Source organism: Arachnia sp., from assembly GCF_057238465.1.
This window is the reverse complement of record NZ_DBHHFZ010000010.1, coordinates 84,100-103,817: the sequence shown is the minus strand read 5'-3', so window position 1 is coordinate 103,817 and position 19,718 is coordinate 84,100. Positions and strand designations below refer to the sequence as shown.

Annotated in this window: 13 protein-coding genes; 7 read left to right on the top strand and 6 right to left on the bottom strand. The window is 68.2% G+C overall.

Annotation, left to right across the window (positions count from 1 at the left end):
- Positions 1-12 precede the first annotated feature (12 nt).
- The 5 genes from ACO6D6_RS11530 to ACO6D6_RS11510 form a co-directional block, all read right to left on the bottom strand.
- On the bottom strand, positions 13-1,191 hold the full coding sequence (locus ACO6D6_RS11530; RefSeq protein WP_484785393.1) for a hypothetical protein: 1,179 nt from the start codon (positions 1,189-1,191) through the stop codon (positions 13-15).
- 97 nt (positions 1,192-1,288) lie between these two features.
- Positions 1,289-2,104 (bottom strand): hypothetical protein, encoded by an 816-nt coding sequence (locus ACO6D6_RS11525; protein WP_484785392.1) that lies wholly within the window; start codon positions 2,102-2,104, stop codon positions 1,289-1,291.
- A 32-nt stretch (positions 2,105-2,136) separates the two neighbouring features.
- Positions 2,137-2,787, bottom strand: a complete 651-nt coding sequence (locus ACO6D6_RS11520; protein ID WP_484785391.1) for a hypothetical protein — start codon at positions 2,785-2,787, stop codon at positions 2,137-2,139.
- Between the two features lie 37 nt (positions 2,788-2,824).
- A complete protein-coding gene (locus ACO6D6_RS11515) occupies positions 2,825-3,553 on the bottom strand; it encodes a hypothetical protein (RefSeq protein WP_484785390.1) in 729 nt (242 codons plus the stop codon).
- Between the two features lie 23 nt (positions 3,554-3,576).
- Positions 3,577-4,788: an OmpA family protein gene (locus tag ACO6D6_RS11510; RefSeq protein ID WP_484785389.1), complete on the bottom strand. Its 1,212-nt coding sequence runs from the start codon at positions 4,786-4,788 to the stop codon at positions 3,577-3,579.
- A gap of 231 nt (positions 4,789-5,019) precedes the next feature.
- Here ACO6D6_RS11510 and ACO6D6_RS11505 point away from each other — a divergent pair, with 231 nt between their 5' ends.
- The 6 genes from ACO6D6_RS11505 (at position 5,020) to ACO6D6_RS11480 (ending at position 17,307) form a co-directional block, all read left to right on the top strand.
- The gene (locus ACO6D6_RS11505) at positions 5,020-7,080 is read left to right on the top strand and encodes a potassium channel family protein (protein WP_484785388.1); all 2,061 of its coding nucleotides are present in this window, start codon (positions 5,020-5,022) and stop codon (positions 7,078-7,080) included.
- A gap of 108 nt (positions 7,081-7,188) precedes the next feature.
- The gene (locus ACO6D6_RS11500; protein WP_484785387.1) at positions 7,189-8,028 is read left to right on the top strand and encodes an HD domain-containing protein; all 840 of its coding nucleotides are present in this window, start codon (positions 7,189-7,191) and stop codon (positions 8,026-8,028) included.
- A 306-nt stretch (positions 8,029-8,334) separates the two neighbouring features.
- Complete coding sequence (locus tag ACO6D6_RS11495; protein WP_484785386.1) at positions 8,335-8,715, top strand: hypothetical protein; 381 nt, start codon at positions 8,335-8,337, stop codon at positions 8,713-8,715.
- A gap of 1 nt (position 8,716) precedes the next feature.
- Positions 8,717-11,299 carry a hypothetical protein gene (locus tag ACO6D6_RS11490; RefSeq protein WP_484785385.1) on the top strand — a complete coding sequence of 861 codons (2,583 nt, stop codon included), beginning with the start codon at positions 8,717-8,719 and terminating at the stop codon, positions 11,297-11,299.
- Between the two features lie 10 nt (positions 11,300-11,309).
- Positions 11,310-14,747 carry a tubulin-like doman-containing protein gene (locus ACO6D6_RS11485; RefSeq protein WP_484785384.1) on the top strand — a complete coding sequence of 1,146 codons (3,438 nt, stop codon included), beginning with the start codon at positions 11,310-11,312 and terminating at the stop codon, positions 14,745-14,747.
- Between the two features lie 4 nt (positions 14,748-14,751).
- Positions 14,752-17,307, top strand: a complete 2,556-nt coding sequence (locus ACO6D6_RS11480; protein ID WP_484785383.1) for a hypothetical protein — start codon at positions 14,752-14,754, stop codon at positions 17,305-17,307.
- 13 nt (positions 17,308-17,320) lie between these two features.
- Here ACO6D6_RS11480 and ACO6D6_RS11475 read toward each other — a convergent pair whose 3' ends face one another.
- A complete protein-coding gene (locus tag ACO6D6_RS11475) occupies positions 17,321-18,268 on the bottom strand; it encodes a hypothetical protein (protein ID WP_484785382.1) in 948 nt (315 codons plus the stop codon).
- A 515-nt stretch (positions 18,269-18,783) separates the two neighbouring features.
- Between ACO6D6_RS11475 and ACO6D6_RS11470 the strand changes: the two genes are divergently transcribed.
- Positions 18,784-19,698 carry a hypothetical protein gene (locus ACO6D6_RS11470; RefSeq protein ID WP_484785381.1) on the top strand — a complete coding sequence of 305 codons (915 nt, stop codon included), beginning with the start codon at positions 18,784-18,786 and terminating at the stop codon, positions 19,696-19,698.
- Positions 19,699-19,718 lie beyond the last annotated feature (20 nt).

The window sequence follows — 19,718 nt, the reverse complement described above, 5'->3', positions numbered from 1 at the left end:
GTCATGGTTCTCTCAATCAGGATGGTGGGTTTGGCAGCGCAGAACGCACGTGAACCGCGGAGGCCGGTGTCGTTGGCCGGGCACGAGCCTCGCGTAGCGGTCCTCGGCGTTGTGCAGCATGCCGATCAGTTGATCAGGGGTGAGGGTCTTGAACCGGTTGTCGGTCCGGCACCGGGAGTGCAGTTCGTCGGTGTCCACCCGGTATTCGGATTTGACGTTTTCCAGGCAGGCGCCCGCCTTCTGGAGCAGTCGCCTGTGATGGGTGGGAAGATTGTTTCGCGGCCCAAAAACCGCGTCGAGCAGGTTGTTCATGTCGCCGGTTCTGATGACGGCGGAATCGACGGGCGCGAGCGTCACGAACAGGTAGAGACAGAGCAGGATCTTTCCCCTGCTGTGATTGATGTCTCCCGTGACCTTGCTCTGGCCGGTGGGCTTCGGAAAATGCGTGCGAAGATCCGGGTCGGGCAGCGGGTGGTTCTGCTTCCGGGCCATCCGCACCCGCGCCAGGTCGGTTCGCCACTCCCTGAGGTCGTCTTCGAAGTTTTCCAGCAGTTTTGCGACGTGTTCGGGAGCCGGCATTTCCGGGACCGCGATGGCCAGCAACACCTGCACGGCCTCCACCTGGTCGGCGCTCAAGGAGCCGTGCCCACTGCGGCTTCCGAGCACCTCAAGGATCCGGGGCAGCAGGATCGCGGCCAAGGATGGCAGCGCGGCAATGGCCTGATCCTCCGCAGAAGTTCGCCGGCTCTCCATCAGATGTCGCGTGTCGGCCGCGGGGATGCCCTGCCATGCCCCCGAGGAATCCATCTCGCCCAGAGAACCCTGGAAGATCTCTTTCCCCCGACCAGCCTGGATGATCCCGGTCATCTTTCTAACATCCCCCAGAATCTCTTTTCGCTTGTACGAGCAATCAGCTTTGAATTTCACCTCCTCGCACAGCCACAAAACGGCCCGGCCGGTGCGTCTATATTCCTCGTCAAGACGTTTCAAGTGATTCTCTGCGACCTCTGCAGCCGCCTCCTCAAGAAGATATTTCTCGGCCTCCCAGACATCCTTTTTCTCGATGGATTCCAGGTAGTTTTCATAATTTCGCTCGACCGCTTTCTTGAGATCTTTCAGCTGTTCGGCGGTCACCGGCCGGGGTCGTTTCAGCTCCGCCACCTGCTCGTCCGATAATTTCTGGAACTGCATCCTGGGACTCCTCTCGTCCCCCGCCATCCTAGGGACAACGGCCCCGGCCGTGGCCGGTTGGGCCGGATCAATACCGGCCCAACCGGCCACGGGTTCCCTACACGGGGAACGGACGGGGCGGCATGGGGGATCCCTGCGACCCCGCCGGCGCCTCCCCGGGTTCGTGGGGCGCCCTGACCAGGGGCGTCGACGACGGGTCGCCGAGCGCCCTGGCGATGGCGTCGCGGCTGAACGCCTTCAGCGCACCCTCCCGGGCGTCGACCTGCCGCTGGACCTGCTCGCGCTGCTCGCACAGCTTCTTGAACCTCTCGGCGCGGGTGGCGATGCGTTCGTGGATGGCGACGAGGTCGGCCTCCAGCGGGGCGAGTTCCCGTGACACCTTGCGACGCTGCTTGTCATGCTTGCGGAGCTGTCCGCGGGCCGGGTGGAAGATCTTGATCGCGGCCAGGAAGACGCTGATCATGGACACGCAGTAGAGGCCCAGCATCATCGCGGTCGCGGGGATCTCATCGTGGGTCTGGTTACCAGCAGATATGTCGGTCTGGGCGGCGCCCGTCTCCTCCGTGGACAGGCCGTAGGTCATCCGGGCCCAGGCCAGCAGGATCCCCAGCACCGCCACTCCGATCAGCGCGAAGACGGCCTGCCACCTCTTGCCGTTGTTGAGGCAGATGGCGGCGGCGGTGGCGGCCTCCGCCGCGATGGCCCCGAGCATGACCACGATCAGGATCGAGAGCCCCATCAGCAAGCGGAAGCCCGTGTTGATGACCCAGAGCGCCAGAATGGCGTCCACCGAACACCCGATTATCCCGACCGCGTACATCACCCAGAAACCGGGCGGGACGTAGAGACCCGGGTAATGGCGCCGCGGGGTCCTGGCGTCCGGGACGCCCGCGGTGTCGACGATGGTTGACATTGTTTTCTCCTTGACTTCGATCCGGTGGGGTGTCAGTGCCTGAGCTGGGCGGGGACGGGCATCTCGCCCGGGCCGTCGTCCTCGTCGCGGTGCGGCTCCACGGCGGCCTCCTCCCGGGCGAGGGGCTGCGGATGGTAGGGCACGACACGGGTGGGGGTCAGGATGGGGGCGATCCCGACCGGCTGCTGATCCGGGACCGCGACCGCCTCACCGGTCAGCTCCTCGTAGGCCGTGGCATAACCCTGCTCGGCGACGGCCAGCCTCCCGCGCCTGTCCTGCACCAGGAAGGAGAGCCGGGTTTGCGCCAGCTTCGCCTGCTCGTGGAAGTAGTCGAGCATCCCGACGGCATCCTCGTAGGCCTGGTCAACCCGCTGGCGCAGCTCGTCCATCTCCTCGTGGATGAGGCGGTCCATGAGGTCCGGCACCAGGCCGTCCAGGCCACCCCGCTCGGCGTGCTCCTGGATGAGCTGCTGGTAGCGCGCCTCCTGGCTGGCCTGGTCGGGAAGCTCCCAGGCCACCCGGTTCGGGCCGTAGGAACTCCACTCGGGGAGACGGACGAAGAAGTCGGTTTCGACCTGCGCGTCGGCGAGGTTCACCCGTGTCGGTTCGGGCAGGGCGCGTTCTCGAGCGCGGGGAGGTTCGGGTCGGCGTCGCAGACCTTTCAGCCACGAGAGGAGGCTCATTGTCGGTTCCTTTCTTCTTTTCCTGGGTTCCAATGGTTCAGTGGGTGGCGGGCAGGCCGCCGGTGCCAAGATGAGCGGCGGCCCATCCGGGGATGTCGAGTTCGGGGACCCGCCAGACGACGCCGTCGCGGCGGCGTTCCATGGCGCGGACGTAGGTGCCGGCGCGGCGCTGGTGGTACTCGACCAGCCTGCGGCAGCGTTCCTGGAGAAGAACCCAGTGGGAGGTGCGTTCCTGGGTCAGCACCTCGATTCGGGGGGCGAGCTCCAGCAGCTCGGCCTCCGCGGCCTCGCGCCGCCGCCTCAACCGGTCCATCGCCTGGGTGCGTTCCCGGCACCGGCGCTGGATGCGCTCCTCGGGGCTGCTGTAATACTCCCCGGCGCCCACCACGTCGTCGGTGATCTTCAGCGCCGAGACCCGCCCCTCCGCGTTTGAGGCCTGTTCGATGACGACCTCAGCCCTGTCGTGGCGGGCGCGCAGCTCCTGCAGCTCCCGGTCGATGACCGCGACGAGGGCCTCGGTGCGGACCCGCTCCTTGGCGATCATCGTGCCGCACTCGCCCCGGAGCCTCCGCAGCCAAGGGGTGTCGGCGACGGGAATGTCACCGGTGTTGGCGGGAGGTTTCGTGCGGTCGGCACGACCGGCCCGGCGGTCCCAGAATCGGGCCCACCAGGAGTACTTCATGGGCTTTTCCGGTTCCTGCAGGAAGGTTCCCAGCGCCTGGGGGATGTGGGCCTCCTCGGGGGTGGTCTCGGGTGCGCGGGTCATGTCGGTTTCCTTTCGGTTGGAGGTCAACAGTGGGAGGCGAGTTCGACGATGATCTTGCGGTTCTTCGTCATGAGACTCGGTATCGGGGTGCCGTCGGCCTCCCGGTCCTCGATGCGGCCGGAATAGTGAGGACCTAGACCTCGGACATCGGTGATCTGCCCGGGAGCGGCTCCCAGTTCGACGAGCAGGTCGGAGGCGACCCTCGCCCGGGCCAGGGAAAGGGTCTTGCCCTCCTCCGGGTCGCCGGAGCGAATGTCGACGGTGGTGCCGGAAACGACGGCGGTGCGGGTGGCGTCCGCCCGGAGCCACTCGGCGACCGGCCGCAACGCCTCGCGGGCCTCGGCCGCGTCCACCCACTCGCTCAGCTCCGGCTGGAACTTGGCCCCCGAGGCCCCGTCGAAGGAGATGGCCTCCGGGGAACAGGGTTTTATCGGGGAGACGGTGGGGTCGGCGGGCGGGGTGATGGTCGGCACCGTGTGGTCGGTTTTGATGGGTTCCCCGGAGGAGGGCTGGTATTCATCGACGGTGACCGTGGCGCCGCCCGCGGTCAGCACGCCCTTCCAGATGTCGGTGAGCCTGCTGATGCCGCGCGGCGAGAACGGCTGCTGCGGGGCGGCGGTGGCGCCGACCGACTGGAGGATCACGTCGGCCTGCTCGAACCTGTCACCGAAAGTGACGAGCTGGCCGGTTTCCTTCAGGGAAGCGGCGATGCTCTCCGCGTCGCTGGTGAGGATTTCCTCGCGCGCCATGTTGATCGGGCCCTGGGTGTCGAGGCCGCATTCGATGCAGACGAAGGTCGGGCGCCTCATGCCCTCGGAGCTCGCCTGCTTGATCGCGACCGCGAAGGCGTCGTAGGAGGCGGCACCGTCGGCGTTCGGGAGCACTGTGATGCCCGCCCTGATGCGGTTCATGACCTGTTTCCGGCTTTCCCGCTGGACATCCGGGTTGACGGTGTCCACCTTCAGGTCGCCGAGGTCGGCGACCTCGGGGGTGCCGTCGGCGGAAACCACGACCACGGGAAGCCCCTGGTCGAGGGCGTCGCCCAGCAGCTGGGAAACACCCTTCGACAGGTCGGGTCTGGGCACGTTGGCGTGCGAGTTGGTGATCAGAACGACGCCGTCGGTGGTCAGCGACGGCTTCTCGCCTTCATCGGAGGAACAGGAGACGAGCCCGAACAGGACGCAGATGACGACGCAGGTCGTAAGGAACCGGCGGGAGAACGAAATATTCTTCATACTCCCCAGTAGGTCCCCGCGGCGAGGATTTCAGGGTTTTCCAAAAACTTCCCATCCCGCCGGGAACCACCCTCAAGGCCGGTCGAGCCGGGCCGCACAAGAGAGCAACCCAAGTATAAACCACCCGGCCCCGGGTCCCCGGACACGCGCAAGATGGTTTCAACACGGTCCGCTCGCCCCCTATTGTCCGTCATGGAGTCGTGAGGTCGATTCTTGGAGGTTGGTGTGGCCATGGAAAATCACAAGGACCGGGGCTTGGGCCGGTGGTACCTGCTCGGGACAGTAGTGGTCGCCGTGGTGCTGGGTCTCGGCACCTGGGGCTGGTTGGTGGCGAAACCGGACATCGGGGTGGAAGAGGCGTTCTACCGCGCGATCCAGCTGTTCGTCCTGGAGATGCCGGAGGAGGCCTACTCCATTCCCCTGGACATTGCGCGCTGGATTGCGGTGGGAGTCGCGTTCATCGCGGTGATGCAGGTCCTCCTGACAGTTCTTACGCAACGACGAAAGCTCTTCGACGCCAAACGGCGCAGGAACCACGTCGTCGTGGTCGGCAACGGCCCGGAGGCGGCGTCGCTGGCCGGCAACGACACCTACCGCAAGGCAGGTACCAAGGTCGTGGTGGTCGGTGACCTCGACCCCTCCGACCAGGCCTGGCTGGCGGGCAGGGGCGTCTCGGTTCTCCCGGACCTCAGCGACCCGCACCTGACGGGGGTGCTTCGCGGCGCCGAGGACGTGGTGATAGTCGGCGGCGACGACAACGAGACCGCGAACCTGGTCTGCCGCGTCGCCTCGACCGCCCCGAAGACCCAACCGCTGGCGCTGTTCGACTCCCCCGCCCTGGCCCGGCAGTGGACGCGCAACTCCTCGGACGCCGCCCGCACGGTGTGTCGCGTGACCCAGCTGGCGCTGGAAACCCTGCGGCTGTGCCCGCCCTTCCCCAGCGACGCCGCCGTCCCCGACCCCGTGGTCGTGGGCGACGGCCCCCTGGCAGCCGAGCTGACGCGTCGCATCATCCTCGGCTGGCAGCACGACGGCTGGCGGCCCCGCGTTCTCTGCCTGGGCGAACGAACCGGCTGGGCCGGCGAGCTGGTCCAGAAATTCGGCGACGCCGTGCAGGCGGAGCAGACGACCCTGCTCCCCGCGTGCGTCGAGGCCAGGGTCAACGAGTTCCGCGACACCTGGGTGCCACCGGAGAAGGGCAGGGGAACGGTCGGCGGCATCCGGGTCTATCTGGCGCTGACGGAATCCAGCAAAGCGGTGACCATCGCCAGGGAGCTGCTGGAGGACCCCACCACTCACATCGGCCTGGTCGTGGACCAGAACACCCACTGGAAGGACCTGTTCGGGGACGTCACCGACCGGGTGCGGCTGATCTCCCGGGACGCATTGCTGGCCGACCCGAATGTCCTGGAACGCAACGAGGCCGACCTGCTTTGCGCCGAGCTTCGTCGCGACGCCGAGAGCTGGCCACCGGACTCCCCGAGCCTGTTCAGCGCGGACATCGTGCGGGACGAGAACAGCGGCGACATCGTCGACGTCACACCCGATCGGCACCGGATGGACCTGGGCATCGGCCTGCTCACCCAGGGCGACGCGAGGGCGGCCCGCGAGGTGCTGGCGGCGGGCGGCATGAAAGCGGAACCCGGGATCCCCCTGGAGCCTGCTCCCCTGGCGGGACCGTCGCAGCTGCGCTCCATGCAGCTCAAATTGCGGAAGCTCCTCGCCGAGACGCTGCCCAGCGACGCCGACCCCCACGACGTGCAGCAGTGGGCCCTCGACCTGGCCTCCCGCCTGCCGGAGATGATGCAGCGTTCCGGCTGGACGATCACCAGCGACATCCCACCACTGCTGGACTCCGAGAGCATCGAACGCCTGGCGCAGCAGGTGCACGAAAGCTACCGGCAGCAGGCGTTGGCGGAGGGCAATCCGACGGGATCGCGACTGGTGGAAACCCCGTGGGAGGAGCTCTCCGAGTTCGACAGGAGCAGCAACCGGGCGGTGGTGCTGGACTACCCGGTGAAACTGGCCTCCATCGGCCTCGACTGGCGTCGCAGCAAAAACCCAGCCCCCGCCCCCGCGCTGACCGACGAGCAGGTTTTCACCCTCAGCGTCGCCGAACACCGTCGCTGGAGCCACTTCCAGCGCCGCAACGGTCGCGAGGGCCACTACTTCAACAAATCGTGGGACGAACTCACGAAGGGCCAGCAGTCGCTGGACGAAAACGTCGTCAACACCATGGGGTCGCTCCTGGCCTCCGAGGGCATCGAGATCATCCAGGGGATCGCCGACTGAGGAGGTACTGCGTGAGCAGGCCAACTCGTCGGCACTCCGGCCTCGAGCCCGCGAAGAATATTGTGGACGCGTCAAGTCGTTTGGTCGAAACGAGGAGGTTGGGGCGAGATGCAGGATGAGAAGGTTTACTTCTACGCCACCCGGGGGCCGGATGGGGAGTTCGCGAGTCTGGCCGCGATGGTCGTGGGCGACGGCGCCTCCACCTGGCGGTGGATCCCGAACTTCGGGGAATGGGTCGGCGACGACGATGTGGGTTGGGCGTTGTCCAGCCGCGGTAAGCACGATTTCGAGGAGGTCTCGGCGGAGACCGCCCGGGGTTTGGTGTGTTCGCTGTCCCATTACGACAACCATCGCTACGGGATGATCCTGAAGAGGTTCGAGCTCGACCCCAGACGCCGGAGCAACGCCGAGCTCGGATTGGACATCGCGGGGCTGCCCAGTTTCCTGCCGGATGAGTCACTGGAGGGGCGCGCACATCGCCCGGTCGTCGGCCCGGCCCTGGTGGAAACAGCGCGCCGGCTGGCGACCCAAGCACATGGGGCACAGAAGGACAAGGCCGGCAATCCCTACATCGATCATCCCCGACGGGTCGCCGAACGCTTGGAGGCCGCCGGGGCCTCAGCCCAGGCCGTGGCCGCCGGATGGCTGCACGATGTCCTGGAGGACACCCCGACGACCACGGCCGACCTGGCGGCCGTCGGCATTCCCGCGGAAGTGATCGACGCCGTCACCGCGGTCACCAAAAGACCCGGCGAACCCACCGAGGACTACGCGGCGCGCATCCGGGCCTCGGCCCTGGGACTCCAGGTCAAGGAAGCCGACCTGGCGGACAACTGCGACCCGGCACGCATGGCCCTGCTGGACGAGAGCACCCGGGAGCGCCTGACCTCCAAGTACCGCCGGATGCGCACACTGCTCCACCCGGAACCCAACCCACGAACGTCGTGAGGAAACCCGGGTGGGGACGACGCCCGCGCGGCACCGTCGACCACCGACCGTCCCATCCCCACCCACTCCCGGTTTGCTGGCCCTATCACTGGTTTGCTGGCCTTGATGTCGGTTTGCTGGCCTTGTTCACGTTTGCCTGCGCTGTGAGGCCAGCGAACTTCAACAAGCCCAGCAAAACAGGATTACGGCCAGCAAACCGACATCCCCTTCCCCTTCCCTTCCCACCGACGACCCTCCCCTTCCCGCCACTGACCCCTCTCCTGTCCGTCATGTTTCTGAGAGCACGATCTGCTTCAGGAGGACGTGATGTCAGCAGGACCGAGACCCTTGCCATCGCCGCCCAGTGTGGTGCGCCCCGGCGGCCCGGTACGACGTGCCCCGCGCGGGTCGGAACCCATCATTCCCGCCATCGCGGCCCTGATCGTCGCCGCCCTGGGTGCGGCCGCCGTTTTCCTGGGGTCCTGGGTGGTCTCGGGTATCGCCTACGTCGCGGTGCTCGGGCTCGGGTTCGTCCTCATCTACCTGCAACGCCAGCTGACAAACAAGGCGGCGATCGCCGGCAGGAAAACCCGGGCCATGCGGATGCCTTTCCTGGAGCGGATCTCAATCGTCGCCGTCCTGGTGGCCTGCGTGATCAACGGCGTGGTGATCGCACTCCACTTCTCGCGTTTCGGGTTCGGGGGTTGAGATGCGACGCCTCACCGCCTCCCTCATCACCCTGGCCCTCGTCCTGGCGACCTTCGTCACCGCCCCCGCAGCGACCGCCGAGGAACCAGACCCCATCGCCCCGGCCTCGGCCCACCTGTACAGCTGTCTGCAAACCGCCCACAGCGTCAGCGTCCTGTTCGTCCTGGACAAATCCGGCAGCCTCAAGCTCCCCGGCAAGGACCCCGGCGGTCTGCGCTACGACGGCCTGGCCACAGCGCTGACCGGCCTGTCCGGGATCAAACGCCCCGACGGGGAACGGGTCGATGTCGAGGCCGCCGTCGCCGGTTTCAGCGACACCTACCTGCCCACCTCCGAGGTCGTCCCCTGGCAGCGCATCAACGGCGAGGACAGCTCCGAGGTCATCCCGGCGATGGTGGATCAGGCGCGCAAAACCCTCGACCCGAAGGGCGGCACCGACTTCCAGCGCGCCCTGGATGGCGGTTTCTCGGATTTCGGGATCGGTTCCCGGGTCGCGGACTGCCGCATCATGTTCTGGTTCACCGACGGCGAGTTCAGCACCGCCAAGGGAAAGGACATCGACGACCACGGCCCCAACGTCGCAGGCCCCGTGATCGAACAGGCCCGCCGGGAGATCTGCACCCCCGGTTCGGGGGTCATTGACCAGCTCCGCTCCAACGGCGTGGTCGTGCTGGGCATCCAACTTGGCCCCGCGGCAGCCGACCTGCAACGCATGAGCATCGGCATCCTGGGCGACACCACCTGCGGCACCTGGCCGATCCCCGACGGCTGGGCGCCCGGCGGTTACCTGCAGGTCGACGACGCCTCGAACCTGAACGGGGTGTTCTCCCAGATGAACGACCTGGCCACCGGCTGTACCCCCACTGGGGATGTCGGCAACCAGATCGACCCCGGCATCGGCCGCATCATGGTGCGCATCCCGCGTTCCGGCATCCTCACCCCCGTGCCGGAAACCGAGGATGCGATGCTGACCGCCCCCGGTGGCGGGGCCGTCGCGTTCACCGTCCCCGGTTCCCAGACCTCGGGCGGCTACCTCGTGGAATCCACCCACGACGCCGGGCACATCGGCGCCCGCGTGACCCTTCCCCCGGGTTCCCCTGCGGGCCGCTGGGAGGTCGCGGCCCCCGCGACCGGCGGCAACCCGACCTTCTGTGTGTGGCCGGACCTCACCTTGGCCCCGGACCCCGACCGGTCGCGGCTGATCGCCGGGGAGGAGGGTGAGATCCGCACCCTTCTGACCCGCCCCGACGGCACCCCCGCCGACCTCGGCGTGTACCGGGCCATCGAACCGGAGGTGAGCATCACCGACCCCGAAGGGCAGCCGGTTCCCGCTGAAACCCGGATCGAGGGCGGCGCCATCGTCACCAGGCTGACCCCCGGCCGGACCACGCCCCGCCTCGACATCCGGGTCTCCGTCCGGCTCATCACCGCCTCCGGCCTGCGGCTGGCGCCACTCGCCACGTCCTGGGCCGCACCCGTGAACTCCGACAGCTTCCCGAGCATCCAGCCCGCCGAACGCCTGGACCTGGGCACCATCTCACGCACCGGAACCGGCACCGCCACGCTCATCCTGACGGGCGCCAGGTCGGGTGTGGCAACGGTGTGCCTCGCACCGGGCAGTACCTTCAGCAGCCCCGTCGAGAACGAGACGAACCGGCTCAGCCTCCAGGAAGGCTGCGTCGAACTCCAGCCCCTGGAACGCCGCGAGGTCACGGTGTCCTTCACCCCCTCCTCGGAGGCCATCGGAGGGGGTCGCTCGGGTGTCGCGGTGCAACTGACCTCCGCCGCGGCCGACGGGCAGCAACCCCTGTCGACCCGTTTCGAGCTGCCCGTTTCCTGGTACCAGACGGTGCCGGTGGATGTCGCCACCTTCGGCCTGTTGTTCGTGGCCCTGGTGGTGTTGTCGGTGGTCATGGTGTGGGCGGCCATCTGGTTGGCCATGTACCTGACCACCAGGTTCAACACCGACGGTTTGCGTCACACCGCAGCCGATGTGGAGATCGGACACTTCGGCATCCGGCCCGCCACGCAACCCGGCCCCGCACCGGGATGTCCAAGATCTCGACCCGGGCAGCGCAACCACTTCCCGCGCGCCGAGACCGAACCCCCGGAGAACCGCCAGCTCATCACCGCCCCACGACCCCTGAAGGCAGGCAATCCCCGGCGCATCAAACCACCCAGGAGCAGCCTGAACCTGCTGGCCCGCACCCCACTGGTGCCCGGCGCCGCGCCCCGTTTCCTGGCCCAGGTCCCGGAGGGGCAGCTGCTGGAGGCCAACAGCTCCCCGTCCAGTTTCCACCAGGGCCGGGAGGTTCCCGTGCCCGCCGGGCTGAGCCTGCTGATCGTGGTCACCACCAGCGTCTCCGCAGTGGCGGCCTCCCCGGAGAAGGGCCCCCTGAGGGCCACCCTCCACCTGTTCACCACCGACGACACCCTGTCCGTCGCCGACATGGACGCAGCCATCCGCGACATGCACTGGCTCGGTTTCGTCACCAAGTGGCAGCGGCAGCACCGCCGCTCCGCCCCGGAACCCACCGATCCCGGACCCGCCCCGGGCACCGGCCGTCCCATCCATCGACGCTAAGGAGAAAACCATGGCAACAATGCACCCGCTGCTCTTCCTCGGGCTCGGCGGCACCGGAGGCAAGGTGCTGGGCGTCGTCCAGAACACCCTCTCCCGGCGTCTGCGTTCCGTCGGCATCCATCACATCCCGGCCGGAATCCAGTTCCTCCACATCGATGTGCCCGCCAAACGGGACGCCGACGAAGGCGGGCAGGCCTTCGGTCTGGCCCCCACCGACTACTTCCCACTCACCGACGAGAACTCCACCTACAGCGCCACCTACACCCACCTGGACAGGCTGTTCAGGAGCAGCGACGGCAACGAACGCCCGTTCCAGAGCTGGGCTCCCCGCCCCACCACCGTCCCGGAGGCCACGGCCAGCGGGGCACGTCAGATGCGCGCCTACGGCAGGGTCGTGGCCCTCGGTGTCCTGACGAGGATCCGCCAGGCCATCGAGAACCGCCTGGACCGCTGCCGCAACGGCAGGGACCAGTTGAACCCGGCAGCCGAGGCCTTGGGCATCGCCGGGCTGGACACCCCCGCGGAGAAACCGATCGTGATCGTGATCGGCTCCCTGGCGGGAGGCAGCGGGGCGGGTCTCATCGGCGACATCCTCGACCTCCTGCGTTCCCTCGGGGTCGGCAAGATGGTCACGAACCTCTTCTCACCCGACGTGTACGCAGGCCTGGGCGCCGGGAACGCCGGCATCGCACCGAACGCGCTGACCACCATCTGCGAGCTGATCGCCCAGGACTACGACCCCGGTCAGGGCACCGCGGGTGGGGTCTACATGAACACCCGGCACGCCATCTTCAGCGGACAGCACCTGCCCAGCGCCGTCGTCGGGGGCGCCGAGGCCTACTACCTGGTCGGGGCGTCCTCGCAGCGCGGGACGGTGTTCTCCCGGCCCCAGGACGTGTACCGGGTGGTGGGCAGCATGTACGCGGAGCTTGCCCTCAACCCGGCCCTACTCGACTCCCTCGACGCCTACCTGCTCACCAACTTCCCCACAGCCAAGCAGAGCGCCCCCGACCACCTGGGCATCACGTCGCGGGAGACCCACGACAACCCGAACCTGATGGGTCTCGGTTTCGGGCGGCTCTCCGTGGGTCGCGAGTTCTTCGCCCAGTACGCCCACGACCGGCTGATGCGCCTGGTCACGGAGCAGCTCCTGGAGGCGCACCTTGAGGTGTCGGCCTCCGAACGCGACAAGAGCGACGACGTGCTCCTCAACGAGGCCGTCGAACGCAACTACACCGGGTTCATCTGGGAGTTGCAGCTCAACGAACTGGACCTCGCCACCACACAGAACGACGACATCTACAACCAGGTCTCCATCCGCGGCACGGAGGAGTACAAGAGCCTCAACACGGAGTTCGCCTCCCGCCTGATGAGCGACATCGAGGCGATCGGCAGGGGCAGCAAGGTCTCCACCCAGGAGGCGCTCCGGGTCGCCCACACCGCCGCGAAACTCGAGATCAACCAGGTCGCCGCCGACAGCGGCACCTACAATCCGCTCCGGAACCGGGCCCACCACCTGTTCATGAAGGGCTTGGAGAAGTTCGAACTGGACGTCGCGCAGCGGCTCCGGCAGCTGCTCCCCGAGCAGGTGGCCGATTTCGGCCTTCCTGTGGTGATCAAGATGCTGGAACTCCTGCACGACCAGCTACTGAAGGCGGCTGCGCAGCTGAAGGACCAGGCGGACAAGTACGAGACCAACGCCCACCTGATGCTGGACGACCTGGAACGGGGCCGGGCGAGCATGGTCCGGAGCTTCCGCCGCGACGACTACGACACCATCCGCGACATCGTCACCGACGCCGGCCAGCCCATCGACGTGATGGTCTACTCCGACGAACTGCGCAAGACCGGCCGGCTCGTCGCGGACATGGCGACCGGGCTGGTCGACCCGTGGCTGCGTTCCCTCCGGAGTGCGCGCGACGGACTCCGGGAGCGAGTCGACATGACCCTCGACGGCGGCGGCACCCTGCGCACCATGTGGCCCTCCGAGACGGGCGGGGTGCCCGCCTACCTGCGGCCAAGCGCCGTCGAGTTCACCCTTGAGGATGTCTCCGGTTTCCCGCAGCTGTTCCGGGAACAGATCGCCTCCCGAATGCCGCGGGACATGGATGACCTGTCCACCCAGCTCGCCGGCCCGGAACAGATGCAGCGGCAGGCCCTCAAGGATGCCGTCCGCGACATGATCACGGGTATGCGGGACGACGCCACCACGGGCACCCGGGTCGCGTGGACCGCATCCCCGGTTGTCTCGCAGGTCGACAACTGGGTTTCCAGGCTGCGCGACGAATCCCGCGCCCGGGATGCGGTGGTGCGGCTGGCGTTCACACTGGAGGACATCGACAACCGGGTGATCGACTGGCTCAACGACCCGAACGCCAGCACCCGGAGATTCCTCGACTGCACGCTGCGCGAATACCTCAACCCCGCCCCCAACACCGTCACCGACCAGGAAATCCGGCGGCGCCACGACAAGATGGTGACGCAGTTCGCCAAACTCCTCGTGGCAGCGGAACCTCTGGTCAGGCTCAACCTGGCGCTGTACGCGCAGGTGCACGCCCCGCAACCGCAGATCAACCTGATACTCGGGGCCATCGACGTGCCGACCCTGGACCCGGTGATCCAAACCCGGTTGGGCACCGCCCCGCTCACCCAGCGGCTGCAGGCCGAGGCCCAGCAGCTGCTGCCGAACGGCCGGTTGAACACCGACGGCGCACCATCACCGTCGATAACCCTGCTCTCGACCACCGCCTCCCCGTTCAACCTCGTGGTCGCCGACAGCATCCTCGGTCCCATCAGCCAGGCCGCCGACGCCGTCTCAGCCACCGGCTGGCTGAATCGTCGCAGCCGCCCGCTGGCCGAGTACGTGCCTCTCTCCCCGGAGACGCAGACCCGCCTGCTTCAGGGGTTGTTCGTCGGGCGCCTGATGGGTGAGGTGGAACTGACCCCCCAGTACCCGGGCCCGAACTCGCTGCTGGTGCGCAACGGGACCGGCGGCTGGTGGGAGGTGGACCTGACCGGGCTCCGGGGGAGGCACCGCACCGCACCGCACCGGGACTACCCGGGACGTTTCCTCGAAAGCTACATCACCAGCCTCGTGGAGGCCTTCCGCCTCAGCTCCCTCGAACCCCTGCTGCCGTTCCAGAAACTGCACGCCCTCGGGCAGGAACACACCTCCTACCCGTACCCGCTGCAGCGGTGGATCGACGCGGGAGGTGACATCCCGGGCACCCGGGATCCGTTCGTGCTCGAGAATACCTCCGACCGGGCCGACCGCGAGGCCAAGGTGCGGAAGGCCTTCGCGGACCTGCGCACGAGCCTGGACGAACTGGTTTCGATGGCTCCCGAGGGGGACCCGCACCACCTGGCCACCCTCGACATCATCGACCTGCTGAAGGGGGCGCTGACGGAGCTGGAGAGCGGCACGCGATCCACCGAAGGACGGTACTGACCCGATGAGCCACCGCAGCATCTTCATCTGCGACGAGCCGCTGTGGGAACGAGCCCTGGCCTGGGCCGGGGCGGGACTCGTCGGCGAGAGCCTGTGGCTGGTGGCGCCCGGCGGGCCGGTCGGCGACGTGGTCCTGACACCGGCCCGTCGCCTCCCCGGTGAGGAGATCGGCCCGCTCGGTGATTTCCTGTCCGCCGAGACCGCCTTGGAGAAGGTCCTGCTGATCTGGTGCGTCACATCCGGACAGCCCGACCCGCAGCACCCGTGGAACCTGCACGCCGTGCAGGAACTCCGTAGCCATCTCGGCCAGCAGAGCCTCACCGGGGTGGCGGTCTTCCCCGCCCCCGGGCAGCCGCAGGTGCGCCTCCCGCAGCTGTCCCCGGAGTGGTCGCGGGTGGTGCTGGGACCGGAGGAGGCCATCGTCCCGGGCGGCGCGGATGCCTCCGTCAGGGACCCCGCCGCAGACCTGCTGCACGCCGCCCTGGGGTTGGGCGGGGTGATCTGCGGGAACCAGCCGCACCCCCCGGAGGTACTGGTTGAGGCCGGCTGGGGGCAGGGTGAGGTGTGCGCCACCGCCTACACCAGCACCGTCGTGGGAGGTACCCGGCTGGACGCCGCCGCCCGCGACCACCACGAGCTGGAACTGCCGTGGGCCGACGCCTCCATGGTGCGCCCCGGCCGATTCGACCGCAGCCGGGGCGAGCTGCTCATGGAACGGGCTCACCGGCACGTCGTCAACGCCGGGGGCAGTCCCCTGCGCCGCCTCGAACTCGACCCCGGGTACCTGGCCTTCGAAGAGAACCGGCGGATCACCTTCCGGGGATTGCTGGAGAATTTCTCCGGGTTCGTCGACTTCCTGTTTCTACACAGCCGGCCGGTGTCGTGGCGGGGCAGGATGCACGATGTCCTCGCCGACAGGCTGCAGCGCGCCAACTCGGGCTGGGAGATCGAACGATCCGGGGAGGAACCCGGCATCATCCCGGTCATCGACGCGTTCGCCCTGGACCGGGAGCAGCGGGGACTGCTCCAGCGGTGCTGGGAGAACGGTCGTCACGCCTCAGGGGATCTTCCCTCCCCCGAGGCCCTGCAGGCCCTCACCACCGCCACGAACGGGATGATTGACGCCAGCGACCTACCCCCGGGGCTGGAACGCCCGGACCATCACGGCCGCCCCTGCATCATCGAGCCGCTGCCGGTTCTGGGCTGCGCCACCCCTGACGGCGACCTGGTGCCGTCGGTGCCGCAGGAGGAGGGGGAAATCGCCGGGATCCGGCACGCGCCCGCCTCCGCCGCGGTGAAGGCCACCGCCGAGTCAGCGGTGCGCCGCCACCTGGGGGCCCCGGGCGCGAAACTGACCGGGACCGGGCGGCGGGGCTCCAGGGTCACCCATGAACTGGCGGAGGAGATCGCCGGGAAGGACTCCGAGATCCGCCAGGAGCAGCTCGCCGGCTGCGGCGAGGCCACCCCCGTCGACGGGCTATCGTTCCTGGACCGTGTCCGGGCATCGGTTCTGGCGGACGGCGTGGCCGCGCGGCTGGACGCGGACCGCTGGTACCGGATCGCGGTCGGGGAGCTGGGCGGCCTGATCCCGCTGCGCCCGGCCCGGTTCTGGTTCTGGTTCTGCACGGGACTGGCCGCCACCGCCGCCATGGTGCTGGCGAACCTGTTCTGGCCGGGAACGATCATCGACCTGTTCTCCCGGATCGGCATCGCCCTGACCGGGGGTCAGGTGTGGGGCGGCGTCGGGGGATTCTCAACGCTGTTCGTCGCCGGTCCCGTGGTGTGGTTCTTCAACCACTTCAACGAGTACCGGACCCGTTCCATCAGGCAGGCGGAGGCCCGCAAATTGATGTTCCTCCAGGCCATCACCGCTATGGACGAGCACCTGAGACTGGCGAACGCCGACCGCGTGGTGCGGCTCTGGTCGCAGGTGCTCCGCGGCATCTACCCGCTGCGTGACGTCGAACCGGCGTGCGTTGCGACCACACCCCCGGTCTCGGTGCCCCGTTCCTGGACCCTGGTGCATCCCGGCCACGACGAACAGCAGCTGCGCGCCTGGCTGGCTGCCGAGGCCACCGGGTCGCCGTGGCGGCGGCACGCCTTCGACGAGATCCTGAACCGCCACCACGGACCCGGCAGCGAGGATCTCTCGGCGCTGTGGCAGGACCCAGGGTTGCCGGACGGCCCGCTGGAGTGGTTGGCGAGGGACGTGGACCGGCTCTGGGCCGAGCTGCTGGACGAACGGGTGGACGACTTGGGGCGGCGGCTGCGCGAACGGGTGCTCACATCGGACGACCCCGTTGACCCCGAGGGGAACTCCCCCTTGGGGCTGGGGGATTTCCTGGGACGCGTGGAGGTTCCGGATCACATCCCGGGTCTCACCTACCAGCGACCCCCGGTTCCCGACCGAGCGGGTTCCCTAGGCCTGTCGGTCTCCCCGGACCGGGGTGGGGCCACCCGGGAAGTGATCACCTCACACACCCGCATCTACCAGCGGCTGCTGGAGCCGCTGCCCGCGGAAGCCACCCCTTGGCCGGAACCCGAGGAGGGCAGGTACTGACCCATCCCGGATCTCAGTCGCAAAGCACCTGTTCCGCGACGCTGGGACGCACGGGCCAGTTCGCGGGGAATTCGGGATCCCGGGCCAGGTCGAGCAGTTCCCGTACCGCCACGGCCTCCGCCCGGGCCCCGTCGGCCCGCCAGGTCCTCGTCGCGGTCTCCAGCGCGGAGAGCCCCGTCTCCAAGAACCCCCGGCCGCCGGTGACGACGTACAGCCGCAGGTCGAACACCCCCTGGGCGGTCAGGTACCGCGCATCATTCACGGCAGGTACCCCACCGGAACTCAGCGGCGGGCAGGGTTCGGTTTCCTCGCCCGCCTCTTCCTCACCTTCCTCGGATTCGGTCCCGCCCGCGGCCAGCGCGTACCGGAGCACCTCCGGCCGCCCCACCGGCGCGGGATCCGGGATCGCAGTCCCCGCCAGGACATCGGCGGCATCCAGCAGCAGATTCCTCGACTCCGGATGCCCCTGGACGCGCGCCAGCATCTCCGGGCTCTGCGTCAGGCAGCCGAGCAGGGCCAGCAGCGGTTCCCGCCACTCCCGGTCCACCTCGATCCGGCCGGCGAGGCGCCCCAGAAGGGTCAGTTCCTCCAGGTCCAGCAGCAGGGAGTCGAGCAGCAGATCCGAGTTGTCTCGGCACCAGCGGATCTCCGCCAGCCCGCGCAGCAACCCCAGAACCTCACCCTCGCGCACCTGGCAGATCCCGGACTCGCATCCCTCCTCGAAGGCCACGTCCAACAGTCCCCTGGCGGACGCCCTCCCGAAGATCTGCTCCACCCCTGGGACGGCCAGCTCGGCATCCCCCGCCAAGCACGACGGCATGAGGTCGGGGCGCGCCGGGTCGAAATCCAGTACGGCACCGGGCAGGTTGATAACGACCGCACCGGCGGGCGCGACGGGTTCGCGTCCGATCAACACCATTCCCAGGCCGACGTGGCGGATCGGCGACCGTTCGGTTTCCATCGATGCTCACCCCCGTTTCCCCGCCACGTACCCGAGAATCCACCCGGGTTCCGGAAGGTCGTCTTCCCGGGAGGCAAGACGATACCCCCGGATTTGCCGTTCCCCCCGGTGGGTGGGTCCGCTTGGACACCTCGCACCGGCCTCGTCGCCGGGCATCCGGGATGCGGACCACGCACCACCGCGGGGCCCGCACCGGAACCCCTCACATCTGCGCGCGACCCACATCACCCCCAAAAGGGCGCACCTCCGTTCGTCGTGCAGTTGCTCTCGTGATGATTCCACCGGGTTCCTTCCTGTTCGCTTCTTCATGACGGACGGCCACACGTCATGGACGTGTCCGCCAGAAAGCCGACACAACGCCCCCTGCGGGTGGGGTCTTCCGGTAACTAGACTCTTGATCATCTCGGCTGTGCCGTGCGGTCGGCTCTGCGCGCAGGGTCCGGCCTGTGTCATTTCTGTGCCAGTTTCGCGCCCTCCACTCATCTTCGTCGGGTGGTTGCGAAAAACTTTTGGTCATGACGGGGGAAGCCGCAGCCGGAACAACCAAGGATGTGGGCTGGCGCGGCATCGACATCGCCCCCGTGGCAGAGGCGGCCTGGCACGTCGCCCGGGCTGAGAGATCGGCCCGGTTCCACCGCTTGGCGAACTGCCCCACCCGGACGGCTCCCTACGGCCGCAAGGACCCCGACGGCACGGGACTGCACCCCGCCTGTCAGGAAACCGGATGCCTGGATCTCCACCACGACCTGATCGAACGCATGGTGAACCAGCTCACCCGGTACGACAGCCGCCACCCGGAGCGCACCGTCAAGAACCTCCCCGCCTACCTGGCCCGGGTGGCAAGAAGCCAGCTTTCGGAACAGAAACGCGCCGAACGGGTCCGGATCGGGGCCCAGGCCAAACCCACCCGCAACGACGGCGCCGCGGGTCGCGTGATGGCGCGGTTCGAGGGCCTCGGCGACCTCCGCCGGGAATGGCTGACCAGGTTGTTCCGGATCATGCGGTCCTACCCCTTCACCCCCGCCCACGTCCCCGGGCGCTGGCCCGTCGACGGGCTCGTCGAGGAACGCGCCAAACTACCCGACGGCCACATCCCCAGCCGGGAGGAGATCAGGAAGGACATCGCGTTCGTCACGGACATCGCGAGACAAACCCTGGGGCCGCGCTGGGTTCACGAGAATCTGACGATCCCGCTGCTCAGCAACGGGGCGTTCGAGGAGCTGCGGGAGGAGCACGCCGCAACCGACACCGACCTCACGTCCGTGGTACTCGGCAAACAGCTCGTCTCCCTCTACAAACACCTGCGCACCGGTGGCCTGTCGCGACCGAGGGCGTTCCAGCTGGCAGCCGACAGGATCGGAGGCCACGCCCCGGACCGGGTCACCCCCGACATCCTCACCATCCTGAAGGACCTGGACACGGCCGGCTGAGCTTTCGTCCGTCATAGATC

Coding starts and splice junctions, on each gene's coding strand:
- ACO6D6_RS11530 (WP_484785393.1), bottom strand. CDS start 1,191: ATGCAGTTCCAGAAATTATCGGACGAGCAGGTGGCGGAGCTGAAACGA.
- ACO6D6_RS11525 (WP_484785392.1), bottom strand. CDS start 2,104: ATGTCAACCATCGTCGACACCGCGGGCGTCCCGGACGCCAGGACCCCG.
- ACO6D6_RS11520 (WP_484785391.1), bottom strand. CDS start 2,787: ATGAGCCTCCTCTCGTGGCTGAAAGGTCTGCGACGCCGACCCGAACCT.
- ACO6D6_RS11515 (WP_484785390.1), bottom strand. CDS start 3,553: ATGACCCGCGCACCCGAGACCACCCCCGAGGAGGCCCACATCCCCCAG.
- ACO6D6_RS11510 (WP_484785389.1), bottom strand. CDS start 4,788: ATGAAGAATATTTCGTTCTCCCGCCGGTTCCTTACGACCTGCGTCGTC.
- ACO6D6_RS11505 (WP_484785388.1), top strand. CDS start 5,020: ATGGAAAATCACAAGGACCGGGGCTTGGGCCGGTGGTACCTGCTCGGG.
- ACO6D6_RS11500 (WP_484785387.1), top strand. CDS start 7,189: ATGCAGGATGAGAAGGTTTACTTCTACGCCACCCGGGGGCCGGATGGG.
- ACO6D6_RS11495 (WP_484785386.1), top strand. CDS start 8,335: ATGTCAGCAGGACCGAGACCCTTGCCATCGCCGCCCAGTGTGGTGCGC.
- ACO6D6_RS11490 (WP_484785385.1), top strand. CDS start 8,717: ATGCGACGCCTCACCGCCTCCCTCATCACCCTGGCCCTCGTCCTGGCG.
- ACO6D6_RS11485 (WP_484785384.1), top strand. CDS start 11,310: ATGGCAACAATGCACCCGCTGCTCTTCCTCGGGCTCGGCGGCACCGGA.
- ACO6D6_RS11480 (WP_484785383.1), top strand. CDS start 14,752: ATGAGCCACCGCAGCATCTTCATCTGCGACGAGCCGCTGTGGGAACGA.
- ACO6D6_RS11475 (WP_484785382.1), bottom strand. CDS start 18,268: ATGGAAACCGAACGGTCGCCGATCCGCCACGTCGGCCTGGGAATGGTG.
- ACO6D6_RS11470 (WP_484785381.1), top strand. CDS start 18,784: ATGACGGGGGAAGCCGCAGCCGGAACAACCAAGGATGTGGGCTGGCGC.